Source organism: Halomonas sp. MS1 (assembly GCF_024182575.1).
Lineage (GTDB): Bacteria > Pseudomonadota > Gammaproteobacteria > Pseudomonadales > Halomonadaceae > Vreelandella.
The window spans coordinates 1,086,525-1,098,392 of sequence record NZ_CP098926.1; the positions used below are offsets into that span (position 1 = coordinate 1,086,525).

The window sequence follows — 11,868 nt, forward strand, 5'->3', positions numbered from 1 at the left end:
CTAAGAGAATGGCGACTACCTCGATGGCCCCAGGAAACGCGTTTCACTAACACGCGTTACCGATGGCTTTTCCAGCGATGTAAAGCGCAGCTCAATGGGGTGGCTGGGGTGATTCAAAACACTCTCATCGGCGCTGAGAGCAACCCGCAAGTGACGGGTCTCATTAGCCTCTACGTCAATGGTTTGCATGCCTTGTAAGCGCAGCCCTGGCAAGCCGGATGCCGTTAACACATAGCGGTGAGGATCGGTATCTTGATTGCGCAGCGTTACGTTGTAGTAGTTGACGATGCGTCCACTTTCGGTGCCTTCAAACAACGCTTGGCGATCTCGCGCAATATCAACATCAATGGGTACTCGGGTATTCAAGAAGCCAACGAGTAGCACCACCATAGAGAGCAACGCCACAGCATAAGCGATCAGTTGAGGGCGCCAGAAACGGGTGCCTTTTCCCTCCAACGCGCGCTCCGTGGTATAGCGTACGAGGCCAAGCGGTTTATTAAGCCGTGCCATGACGCTGTCACAGGCATCAATACACGCGGCACAGCCAATGCATTCGTATTGCAGTCCATCACGAATATCGATACCTGTTGGGCATACCTGAACACACAGCTCACAATCGATGCAGTCACCAACACTGGATGCCTTAGCAGCTTTTTGATGATGGTTACGGCGAGGCTCACCACGCGCAGCATCATAAGAAACAATCAGTGTATTAGCATCGAACATTGCCGACTGAAAACGCGCGTAAGGACACATATGGAGGCATACTTGGTGGCGTAGCCAACCCGCATTCAGGTACGTAAAAACCGTGAAGAATCCGATCCAAAATAGCGCCCAGGGGTGCGCATTCAAGCTGACAAAGTCCACCACTAACGCTCTAATCGGCGTGAAGTAGCCGACAAAGGCGATCCCCGTTGCCAGCGCGATTAGCAGCCAAGCCGCATGTTTAGCGGTTTTGCGCCACAGCGTGTCAAAAGTGCGTGATGCGTTATCACGACGTATACGACGGTGCCGTGGCCCTTCCAAGCGATGCTCAAACCAGATAAACAGAAAGGTCCAAACGCTTTGCGGACAGCTATAGCCACACCACACGCGCCCCGCCGCTACCGTGATCAAAAACAAGCCAAAGGCGCACAGCACCAAGATCCAGGTGAGCAAGATAAAGTCTTGTGGATAAAACGTCGCCGCAAAAATATGAAACTCTTGCGCAGCGAGATCAAACCATACCAGCGGCCGGTCCCCCCAATTAACCCATGGCAAGCCAAAATACAGCGCCATTAACAACCAGTTTGAGTAACGCCGGATGCGTTGAAAGAAACCGCCAATTTCTCGCACATAAATATGCCCAAGCTTGGATGGCTTATTACTGGGTGGCTTGTTACTAGCAGGCTGATGACGGGAATCATTGGCAGAAGGCGAGTGGTATTCAACCGCTGCCTCAGTGGTTAAATTTTGCAGTGGAATGCGTTGCGTCATACCGATATCCAGAATAGAGGGAATGGAGGTCATACGGTCGAGGGGCGTCGCCGATTATTAACCACCACTATCCCCACTACGCTGACTAACAAACAGGCGCAGTTTTAGATAAATATTGCGTATCAGTTGAGTCGAAACAGCTTATAAATTTACCTTCTGATATGCTTTTTATTAATGAATTTGAGCCTGTTTTAAATTTCCCACATCCGTCACAGTGGCATTTCCCTCTAGCAGAGAGTTTCACTTGTGCCACTTAAAACTGTGATGGAGTACCCTGGGGCTATCCTCAACGCACCGACGGTTTATCCCATGAAACGTTACGAACAATTTGCCGATGAGATCGCCACACTGATTCGTCAGGGCGTGCTTGGCCCTGGGGAGCGAATTCCGTCGGTTCGCCAGGCCAGTCGTCACCATGGGATCAGCCCATCCACAGTGTTTCAGGCGTACTACCTACTCGAAAACCGTGGTCTCATCACCGCACGAGCACGCTCAGGCTATTTTGTGCGTGAACATGCTCGGCGCTTGCTGGGTGAGCCACGTGTGACGCTGCAGCCCACCGACCCCGCGGAAGTAGAAGTCAGTGAGCTAGTGTTCTCGGTGCTAGATTCACTGCAGGATGATCGAACGGTGCCCTTTGGGTCGGCCTTCCCAAGCCCTGAACTTTTTCCACTTTCGCGGCTGAGCACCAGCATGACACGTGGCCTGCGCGAGCTTTCTCCTCAGCAGGTCGTCGCCGACATGACCACCGGGCATGTCGACCTGTGCCGACAAATCGCCCTGCGCTACATGCTGGGGGGAATTCAGCTTCCAATGGAAGAGCTGGTGATTACCAATGGCGCGATGGAAGCGCTCAACTTAGCCCTGCAGTGCGTGACCCAACCTGGCGATTTGGTGGCCGTTGAGTCCCCAGCGTTTTATGCCAGCTTGCAAGTATTGGAGCGGCTAAAACTGCGTGCAGTGGAGATTCCAGTGCATCCGCGCGAGGGTATCGACCTTGATGTGTTAGCAGAGCGATTGGCGTCGCTACCTATCAAAGCCTGCTGGTTTATGAGCCATCTGCAAAACCCGCTCGGCGCCAGCCTAAGCAATGAGCGTAAGCAGACCCTTTATCAACTATTAAAGCAGCACCAAGTCCCCATGCTAGAGGATGATGTGTATGCCGAGCTGTACTTTGGCAGCACACCGCCTACCCCAGTGAAGGCGTTTGATGATGAGGGGCTAGTCATTCACTGCAGCTCTTTCTCGAAATGTTTGGCGCCTGGCTATCGCGTTGGCTGGGTAGCCGGGGGACGCTACGCCGAAGCTATTTCACGACTGAAGTTAATGACGACTATTTCGCCTTCCATTCCCGCGCAGGCAGCCATTGCCGACTATTTGCAGCACGGCGGCTATGACCGCCACTTACGTAAGCTCCGCCACGCTCTAGAAGCCCAACAAGGCAGTATGCTGGCGTCTGCAGATCGCTACTTTCCCACCCAAACGCGTATTACTCGCCCTGATGGCGGCTACTTTTTGTGGGTAGAGTTTCCTGAAAAAGTTGATTCACTACGCTTATTTAACATGGCGCTCGACCATGGTGTTAGCTTGGCGCCAGGCCCCATTTTTTCCGCAACCCAGCAGTTCCGGCACTGCGTACGCTTAAGCTATGGCCACCCGTGGACAGCACGCAGCGAGCGGGGCATGGAAACCCTGGGGCAGCTATTAACTCTGTTTTAATACCCTTGTTTTAACAACTCGGCTCTAGTAGATCGGCCATAACTCATTGCTGTTATGTTGCTTACCTCGTGACACCTCTCAACTGATATGGTTTTTTAATGAAAAACTGAGTCTGTTATGAAATACAGCAGGCAATAGACTACTCCTATGAAGCCACACAGCGGCTATACCGGCCCACTATTGAGTTAAAGACAGTGGCTGTCACCGGAGGAAGCACCATGCTCGGAATTGAGGCCATTGACCTGGCCAGAGTTCAGTTTGCCTTTACTATTTCCTTTCATATTATCTTTCCTGCCATCACCATCGGGCTAGCCAGTTACTTAGCGGTATTAGAGGGGCTATGGCTAAAAACCCAGCGGGATACCTATCGCCTCCTTTACCATTTCTGGTCAAAAATATTCGCCGTTAATTTTGCAATGGGTGTGGTATCCGGCATTGTGATGGCGTACCAGTTTGGGACCCACTGGAGCGGCTTTTCCGCCTTTGCAGGCAGCGTCACAGGGCCGTTGCTCACCTATGAAGTGCTTACCGCCTTTTTCCTCGAAGCCGGATTTTTAGGCGTAATGCTATTTGGCTGGGAGCGTGTCGGCCGAGGCTTACACTTTTTCGCTACCTGTATGGTTGCACTCGGCACCATCGTATCGATGTTTTGGATTCTCTCCTCCAACAGCTGGATGCAGACACCTCAAGGGCACGAAATTGTTAATGGCGCGGTGATTCCAGTTGACTGGATGAAGATTGTCTTTAACCCCTCGTTCCCCTATCGACTTGCCCATATGGCACTAGCCGCCTTTTTGAGTACAGCCTTATTCGTCGCCGCCTCTGGCGCTTGGCTGCTGCTACGGGGCAAGCAGTCCGCCGAGGTGCGCACTATGCTCTCCATGGCGCTGATTATGCTGGCGATCACCGCTCCGCTTCAGGCCGTGGTGGGCGACTTTCATGGTCTCAATACGCTTAAGCACCAGCCTGCCAAAATCGCCGCTATCGAAGGGCATTGGGATAACAGCAGCGGCGAGCCCACCCCACTCATTCTATTCGGCTGGCCCGATATGGCGCGCGAAGAAACCCGCTTCAAACTGGAGATCCCCGTGCTGGGAAGCCTGCTGTTACGACATAGTTTGACCGAGCAGGTGCCCGCCCTTAACGAGTTCGCCCCACAAGACAGACCCAATTCGACCATCGTATTTTGGAGCTTTCGCTTGATGGTGGGGTTGGGCGTATTAATGATTTTGCTTGCCATCGTGGGCAACATCCTGCGCGTCAAAGGCCGACTTTATGGGTCCCGTAGATTTCTTATCTGCACCCTATGCATGGGGCCAGCAGGATTGGTGGCACTGCTAGCGGGCTGGTTTACCACAGAAGTAGGCCGGCAACCCTGGGTGGTTTACGGATTATTAAGAACCGCCGATGCAGCTTCCGCACACAGTGCTGTTCACCTCAGCATTAGCTTAACTATTTTTGTGGTGGTGTATCTGGCGGTTTTTGGCACCGGCGTTATGTACATGTTGCACCTGGTAAACAAAGGCCCAAGCGAGCCCTCCGCACCTACGTTAGGCGGTCCGGGCCATCATCGCACGCCTGCTCGGCCTCTCTCGGCAGCCAATGAAACGCTGAGCAACACGACTCACTAATTAGAACGGGGCGCACCATGGGAATTGATCTATCACTCACCTGGGCCATTATCATTCTGTTTGGATTGATGATGTATGTGGTCATGGATGGGTTTGACTTGGGCATTGGCTTGCTCTTTGTGCATGTTCATAACGAGCAAGACCGAGACATTATGATGAACACCGTTGCGCCAGTGTGGGACGGTAACGAAACGTGGTTGGTGCTAGGCGGAGCAGGGTTGTTTGCTGCATTTCCCCTCGCCTATGCAGTCGTGTTGGAAGCGCTCGCTATTCCACTAATCGTGATGTTACTAGGGCTGATTTTTCGTGGCGTCGCCTTTGAGTTTCGCTTCAAAGCATCCCCCGAGCGACGGCATGTATGGGATAAAGCCTTTATTGGCGGCTCGCTGCTGGCAACGACGGCCCAGGGCATTGCATTAGGTGCTTATATTCAAGGTATCGCTTTCGATGGCGTTCGCTACAGCGGAGGTGCGCTAGATTGGCTAACGCCATTCTCGCTGTTTTGCGGTATCGGCCTGCTGTTTGCTTATGCACTGCTTGGCAGCACCTGGCTGATTATGAAAACTGAAGGCCCCTTGCAACAGCGGATGTACCAGATCACTAAACCGTTAGTCATCGGGCTACTCATAATGATCGCCCTGATAAGCGTATGGACACCGCTTGCCTATCCAAACATTGCGTCACGCTGGTTTTCGTTACCCAATCTACTGTGGTTCTTACCGGTGCCGCTATTAGTGGCAATCACCGGCTGGTGGCTGTGGCGTGCCATTACTTATCAGCGCAACGCGCTTCCCTTTATTTTGGTACTAGGGCTGGTTTTTCTAGGCTATAGCGGTTTGGGAGTTAGCTTGTGGCCAACCATTATTCCACCGAATGCGTCTATCTGGCAGGTTGCCGCTCCGCCCCAAAGCCAAGGCTTTGCCCTAGTGGGAACACTGTTTATTTTACCAATTATTTTGATGTACACCGCATGGAGCTACTACGTCTTCCGCGGCAAAGTGAAGCCAGGTGATGCCTACCATTGAACAAGCTGACGTTGATCAACGTACTGGTATTAAGGAACGTACAGGAGCAATGCAATGAAATCACTCGCTAAGCGTTTAGGCTGGTTAATGACCCTTTGGTTGTCGAGTGTTGGTGTTCTGTTACTGCTTTCACTGGGAATTAAGCTCATGATGGGGCTAGTGGGCTTAACCAGCTAAACGACTGACTTTGTCTGGTCAACGTATTAGGCATTGGGTCATAGGTTATGATCGCTCTTTGGCAGCTTTCCTGCCACTGAACAACGTTCACCGGATTCGCCTATGCCCGTTGACCTGCAAGCGCTCTATCCCAAACTAGTGCATCTGATGCTGGACACGGTCTTCGTGGTCGATGAAGACCACCAAATCATGTTTGTGAGTGATGCCTGTGAGTCACTGCTTGGTTACCGTGCCGATGAACTGACCGGCACTTTAATCACCCATTACATGCATCCTGACGATCTCGCGCTCACGCAAGCTTCCATTGTGCGGGTCATGAGCGGTCAACAACACGTCGATTTCCGCAACCGCTACCTCCGCAAGGATGGCAGCACGGTGCACATTCTATGGTCTGCTCGCTGGTATAAAGACGAGGAAGTTCGCATCGGCGTCGCCCGAGACGTAACCGCCCTAATGCAAGCCGAAGAAGAATTGCGCTTCCTTGCCCATCACGATCCACTAACGAAGCTGACGAATAGATCACTCTTCTATGATCGGCTCGTTTCAGGCTTGGGCGCGGCTCATCGCCATCAGAGCAGCCTTGCGCTGCTGTTTCTGGATATTAATGATTTTAAGGTGATTAACGATACCTATGGGCATGCCATAGGAGATGAAGTGCTCTGTACGGTGGCTCGACGACTGGAAAGCTGTCTACGTGAAACAGACACGGCCGCGCGAATAGGCGGTGATGAATTTACTATTCTACTGACGGGCATCCAATCAATGGAGGCCGTTACACACAAGGTAAATCAGATTCTCGCCATCATGGCCGAGCCACTGAGCGTAGAATTCGGTGCGATCAACATGCCGTCTTGCAGTATTGGTACAGCTTGCTACCCCATCGATGGAGACGATGCAGATACGCTGCTCAGGCATGCTGATAGCGCGATGTACAGAGTAAAAATGCATCGGTAAAGCACAACCATTGCGTTAGGCGTTTTAAAAAATCCGACGTTACTGATACCGCTGGAACATCGCGTTGCCCCTTGCTATTTCACGCCGACAATACCCCACCCTCCCATAGCAAGACTAAAGTCTAAGAATTTTAATTATCAAAAATTGATAACTTTTTTTTCTTTTATCTATTTTGCTGCGTATCGTTTATCAAAATTTGAGGTAATTGCGATGGGACCATCCGACCGCATGCTAGCGCTACTGTGCTGCCTAGCCAATCAAGGGGAAGCAATGACGGTGAAGTCGCTGGCCGAGCTGACCGCTCAGCCAGTCTCAACCGCATACCGCCACCTGCGCCAACTTTTGGCCTGGGGCCTAGTCAGCGAGCGCGAGGGCGGTACCTATGCGCCGGGCCCTCAGGCGGTACGTCTGCACCAGGGCTTCGAGCACAACAACGAGCTGCTTCGCTGGGCTCGCCCAGTGTTGACCGAGTTGACCGAGACCACTCAAGAGAGCTCGGCGCTGCTGGTGGCAGCGCGTGACCACGCCCTCTGCGTAGAGATGATCGATAGCCCACAGCCGCTGCGTTGCTGCTACCACCGAGGCCAGGTGCAACCGTTACTCAAGGGTGCCAGCGCTCGAGCGCTGCTGGCCTGGATGAGCGAAGAAGAGCGCCAGATGGCACTGATGCTTCGCTCGGAGGCGGAGCGGGACGATGCCCTGATCGGCCTTGAGGCTATTCGCCAGCAGGGCGTAGCGGTCAGTCTGGGCGAAATCGATCAAGGGGTGTGGGGCGCCAGCGCGCCAGTGTTCAACGGCCGCGGTCGTCTCAAGGCGGTGATCAGTGTGATGGCCCCCAGCGCCCGGGCTCAAGACCGAGCCGAGACTCTGAGCGAGGCCACGCGCCTCAGTGCACAACGATTGGGAGAACTCCTGCAGTGACACAAGCAGATAATGAGGCGGCGCTGATGGCGCCCTGGCAAGGCCGGGTCGATAGCACGGAGACAGGTGACGCACGGCGCTGGCATCAGGTGATGCGTCCGGCCTTTCGGGCCGAGGCGCCGGGGCGTGCTTTGTTAGGGTTCTGTTCTGATGCTGGCGTAGCCCGCAACCAAGGGCGGACGGGGGCCAGTGAAGGGCCCCTGGCGCTGCGTCGCCAGCTAGCTAACCAGGCGTATCATCTGACGGCACCGCTGTATGATGCTGGCGATGTGGTCTGCCAAGGCGACAACTTAGAGAGCGCCCAGCAAGCCTTCGCCGGGCGGGTGTCCGAACTGCTCGAACAGGGGCATCGGGTTATCGGCTTAGGCGGCGGCCACGAGATCGCCTTCGCTAGCTTCTCGGGGCTGCTGGCTCACGCCCAGCGTCAGACGACGATGCCGCGCATAGGCATCCTCAATCTGGATGCCCATCTCGATCTGCGCCAGGCCGAGCGCGCCAGCTCCGGCACGCCCTTTCGGCAGTGCGCCGAGCTGTGCCAAGAGGCGGGCATCGACTTCCACTACACCTGCCTTGGCGTGAGTCGCGGCGGCAATACGCCAGCGCTTTTCGCCCGCGCCGAGTCGCTGGGAGTGGAGTGGGTGCTCGACGAGCAGTGTCGCTCGCTGGATAGCCCCGCGATGAAAACCGCTCTTGAGCGGCTGCTGACACGGGTTGACTGGCTCTACCTCACCATCTGCTTAGACGCCCTACCCGCCTGGATTGCCCCGGGCGTCAGCGCCCCTTCCGCCCGGGGCATCGAGCTGTCCCTGGTTGAGGATGTCATTGATCACCTAGCCGCACGCGTTGCGCTGCCAGTAGTGGACGTAGCCGAGTTCAATCCAAGCCTGGATATAGACGCGCGAACAGCCCGTGTGGCGGCCCGTCTGGTCGAGCGCCTGGCGCGCTAACCAACGATTAACCGGTCGTCAACGGCCACCCCTACCCGACCGCCCTGAGCGGCACATAACAACTCATGGAGCATCACCATGCACTTTACTCTGGATGCCGTGTCCACCACGGCACTGGCGCTGATATTGCTTGCATTTGGCGCCGGGCTTAAGCGCCGGCTCAACTGGCTGGAACACTTCTGCGTTCCCACCCCAGTGATCGGCGGTTTCGGCTTCGCTCTGCTGGCCTGGCTGCTGCGCGATCTTGGCTTGGTTACCTTCGAACTTAACACGGCGATGCAGAGCCCATTGATGATCGCCTTCTTCACCACCGTCGGCCTGGGCGGAAGCCTGGCGCTGCTCAAAAAAGGCGGCAAGGCGCTGGGTATCTATCTAGTGGCCTGCTGGCTGTTGGCGCTGATGCAGAACGGCGTGGGCATTGGCATGGCCAGCCTGCTAGGCCTCGACCCGCTGATCGGCCTAATGGCCGGAGCCACCTCCTTAGAGGGCGGCTTCGGCGCAGCAGCGGCCTTTGGCCCTGAGGCGGAAGCCCTAGGCGCCCAGGGAGCCACTACTGCCGCCATTGCCTCTGCCACCTTCGGCATGATTGTCGGCGGTGTGATCGGTGCGCCTATCGCCCGCTGGATAATCGACCGTCGGCAGATCCCGGTTGTCGCCGAGGACGTGCATGACCTGGAGAAACTGCAAGCCGAGGAGCGCCCCTCTCAAGCGCCCATCGACAGCCGCACCCTGCTGCGCGTGCTGGCCGTAATAGTCCCGATCATGGTGCTGGGCGTGTGGTTCAAAGAGGCTCTGTCGACCCACCTGGGGATCATCCTACCGAGCTATGTGGGCGCCATGTTTGTCGCCATCCTGCTACGCAATCTTAATGATCGCTTCCACTGGGTCAGCATGCCGGACAACGCCCTCGCCACTCTGGGCGACGTGGCCTTGGGCGTGTTCCTGACCATGGCAATGATGAATCTCAAGATCTGGCAGCTCCAGGAGATGGGCGGCTCACTGCTGTTGATCCTGCTGGTGCAGACCTTGGCCATCGTCTTCCTGGCCGTGGTGGTGATGTTCCGCCTGCTGGGCCGCAACTACGACGCCGCAGTGCTTACCGCGGGCTTTATTGGCCACGGCCTAGGCGCGACTCCCAATGCGGTGGCAAATATGAGTGCGGTGTGCGAGCACTATCGTGTGGTGTCGCATAAGGCCTTCATTATCGTCCCGCTGTGCGGCGCCGTGCTGATCGATATTGTCGCCATCCCCGCCATTACCTGGTGTCTGAACGCCTTCGCCTGATCGCTGTTCGTCCGACAACGCTAGCCTCTGGGTTCAGCTGGCGTTGTCGTTTTTATCGCCGATGCCGCTAGGTATCCGTTGCCTCTAGCCCCCCTCTGCTACCGGTGATAGCAAACCCTGGCAAATCGCCCTCCTGGCATCTTCTCCAATTCCTCCATGGCTTTCGACCGTATAACGCTAATCAGAAACGCATTAGGCTACGTTATCCTCTTTCGTAACGGGCTCTTCGATGGGCTCGCCATTCTCATCCAGCAATTGGTGGTCATAGGCTGCTTGGAGACCCGTCTCTTCAGCAGCGGGCTGCTCCTCTTGCAGTGGTTCTTCTTGCGCTGACTCTTCCACCAAGTCTGCCCAGTAATCAATGTGGCCGGGATAAGCTGGCGATATAATCGCCACCACAATGCCGACGACCGAAAATAGCGAAAATGCATAGGCATAACCAAAACCGTCCACCAGCATACCGACAACCGGCGAGCCTACTGCCTGCCCAAGCGCACAGGCCATGAAAGGTAAGACGGGCCCCATGGAAAGCCGCCCCGGCAATAGCCGAATGCCCGTCATCAGATACAGTCCCGTTAAGCTCATGTAAGCAAGTCCAAACACCATGGCGGAAAATATCGCCAATGCTAACTGGCTGGGACTGGCAGCAAGCAACGCCAAGCTTGAAGACAGCATCATTAGCATTAGTGCCTGCGTAATAGGAGGGTTATTACGGTCAGCCAAATCACTCACTACGGCACCTCCAAGCCCAGCAAGTCCTACGGCAAACCAAAGCCAGCCAGTTTGATTAGGAGGCAACCCACCAAGGGTAACGGCCAAATCAGGCGCAAAAAGCCAGAATGGCGAAGACACAAACCCCATCGCGAAAGCAAAGAGTGATAGCCGAGTAAGGCGCGACCACTGTAGCCGCGTGATTGGCGGTGGCGGTGCCGCATTGGCTGGCACAACCCGAGAGACCGAAGGGATAAAGTACCAGGCAGCAATCACCCCTAAACCCGCCAAAACAGCAAAGCTAGTGTAGGTAAAGCGCCACGCATCGGCCAGGAACACGACTGTCGGCACTGCTACGATAATGCCAATACTGGTGCCAGCATTCATGATAGAGCTAACGCGGCCATGCATTGTTCGGCTCACCAACGCCTGCATAGCAGCCGTCAGAGCGGGCATCATCAAGCCAGTACAGATCCCGCAGACAAACACACCTACGCCGAGCGAGAAGGCACCAGACGACTGGCTGATAAAGACCAGCCCGGCCACACCGAATCCACCGGATAACACTGCTAAATTACGCGCACCAAGCCGATCGGCTGCAAGCGGTGCAAACAACGTCGCCAAGACAAAACTAATAAACGGCAGCGCCCCGATAATACCAACTAAGTACGCAGTCAGTTCTAGTTCGGCGCTAATGGAAGGTACAAACAAACCAAACGCAAAGCGCGCAAGTCCATAACTAATCGCGACCAGCGCTGCACCAAATAGGGCAAACCCCATGTTCGACAAGGTCTTCATACCGAGCACTCCACGGCCGTGTGTGTCTTGTGCATCAAGCTGATCTATCAACTGCGCCACCAATAGCCTACTTTGCTGGGTGATTGCAATCTCCTGCTGTGCGGCTGCCGCAAAGAGGTATGATTTAGTCGATAAGCAGAATGCTTAAGTTAAAAATAAGCATTAAGGAAGGTGACACTGAAAATTTCACCGCTAGCTGCCAAGGGCGTTGATAACATCGCTAGG

Annotated in this window: 10 protein-coding genes; 8 read left to right on the plus strand and 2 right to left on the minus strand. The window is 55.0% G+C overall.

The genetic code is table 11. The features are described from left to right. Positions 1–15 precede the first annotated feature (15 nt). Positions 16–1,476, minus strand: coding sequence for a cytochrome c oxidase accessory protein CcoG (gene ccoG, locus NF683_RS04945; protein ID WP_253921434.1), 1,461 nt, complete (start codon positions 1,474–1,476; stop codon positions 16–18). 309 nt (positions 1,477–1,785) lie between these two features. On the opposite strand from ccoG, the gene mapR reads away from it, so the two are divergent. The 8 genes from mapR to gltS all read left to right on the plus strand — a co-directional run bounded on the left by mapR (position 1,786) and on the right by gltS (position 10,134). Next, positions 1,786–3,195 (plus strand): GntR family transcriptional regulator MpaR, encoded by a 1,410-nt coding sequence (gene mapR, locus NF683_RS04950; protein ID WP_089040994.1) that lies wholly within the window; start codon positions 1,786–1,788, stop codon positions 3,193–3,195. 218 nt (positions 3,196–3,413) lie between these two features. Next, positions 3,414–4,826 carry a cytochrome ubiquinol oxidase subunit I gene (locus NF683_RS04955; RefSeq protein ID WP_253921435.1) on the plus strand — a complete coding sequence of 471 codons (1,413 nt, stop codon included), beginning with the start codon at positions 3,414–3,416 and terminating at the stop codon, positions 4,824–4,826. A 17-nt stretch (positions 4,827–4,843) separates the two neighbouring features. Beyond that, positions 4,844–5,851: a cytochrome d ubiquinol oxidase subunit II gene (cydB, locus tag NF683_RS04960; protein WP_089040506.1), complete on the plus strand. Its 1,008-nt coding sequence runs from the start codon at positions 4,844–4,846 to the stop codon at positions 5,849–5,851. A gap of 54 nt (positions 5,852–5,905) precedes the next feature. Then, complete coding sequence (locus NF683_RS04965; RefSeq protein ID WP_089040505.1) at positions 5,906–6,028, plus strand: DUF2474 family protein; 123 nt, start codon at positions 5,906–5,908, stop codon at positions 6,026–6,028. 102 nt (positions 6,029–6,130) lie between these two features. After that, entirely contained in the window at positions 6,131–6,982 is an 852-nt protein-coding gene (locus NF683_RS04970; protein WP_089040504.1) for a sensor domain-containing diguanylate cyclase, read from the plus strand. Between the two features lie 210 nt (positions 6,983–7,192). Continuing rightward, positions 7,193–7,903 (plus strand): IclR family transcriptional regulator, encoded by a 711-nt coding sequence (locus NF683_RS04975; RefSeq protein WP_089040503.1) that lies wholly within the window; start codon positions 7,193–7,195, stop codon positions 7,901–7,903. Next, on the plus strand, positions 7,900–8,850 hold the full coding sequence (gene hutG / locus NF683_RS04980) for a formimidoylglutamase (protein WP_253921436.1): 951 nt from the start codon (positions 7,900–7,902) through the stop codon (positions 8,848–8,850). Before NF683_RS04975 ends, hutG begins: the two co-directional genes overlap by 4 nt. Before the next feature lie 78 nt (positions 8,851–8,928). Further along, positions 8,929–10,134, plus strand: a complete 1,206-nt coding sequence (gltS, locus tag NF683_RS04985; RefSeq protein WP_089040502.1) for a sodium/glutamate symporter — start codon at positions 8,929–8,931, stop codon at positions 10,132–10,134. A 192-nt stretch (positions 10,135–10,326) separates the two neighbouring features. Here the strand turns inward: gltS and NF683_RS04990 are convergent, their stop codons facing one another. Next, positions 10,327–11,643, minus strand: coding sequence for an MFS transporter (locus tag NF683_RS04990; RefSeq protein WP_089040992.1), 1,317 nt, complete (start codon positions 11,641–11,643; stop codon positions 10,327–10,329). Positions 11,644–11,868 lie beyond the last annotated feature (225 nt).

Excerpts from the sequence above, each read along its gene's own strand:
- cydB (WP_089040506.1), top strand. The coding sequence starts at position 4,844 with ATGGGAATTGATCTATCACTCACCTGGGCCATTATCATTCTGTTTGGA.
- NF683_RS04975 (WP_089040503.1), top strand. The coding sequence starts at position 7,193 with ATGGGACCATCCGACCGCATGCTAGCGCTACTGTGCTGCCTAGCCAAT.
- mapR (WP_089040994.1), top strand. The coding sequence starts at position 1,786 with ATGAAACGTTACGAACAATTTGCCGATGAGATCGCCACACTGATTCGT.
- NF683_RS04955 (WP_253921435.1), top strand. The coding sequence starts at position 3,414 with ATGCTCGGAATTGAGGCCATTGACCTGGCCAGAGTTCAGTTTGCCTTT.
- gltS (WP_089040502.1), top strand. The coding sequence starts at position 8,929 with ATGCACTTTACTCTGGATGCCGTGTCCACCACGGCACTGGCGCTGATA.
- ccoG (WP_253921434.1), bottom strand. The coding sequence starts at position 1,476 with ATGACGCAACGCATTCCACTGCAAAATTTAACCACTGAGGCAGCGGTT.
- NF683_RS04970 (WP_089040504.1), top strand. The coding sequence starts at position 6,131 with ATGCCCGTTGACCTGCAAGCGCTCTATCCCAAACTAGTGCATCTGATG.
- NF683_RS04965 (WP_089040505.1), top strand. The coding sequence starts at position 5,906 with ATGAAATCACTCGCTAAGCGTTTAGGCTGGTTAATGACCCTTTGGTTG.
- NF683_RS04990 (WP_089040992.1), bottom strand. The coding sequence starts at position 11,643 with ATGAAGACCTTGTCGAACATGGGGTTTGCCCTATTTGGTGCAGCGCTG.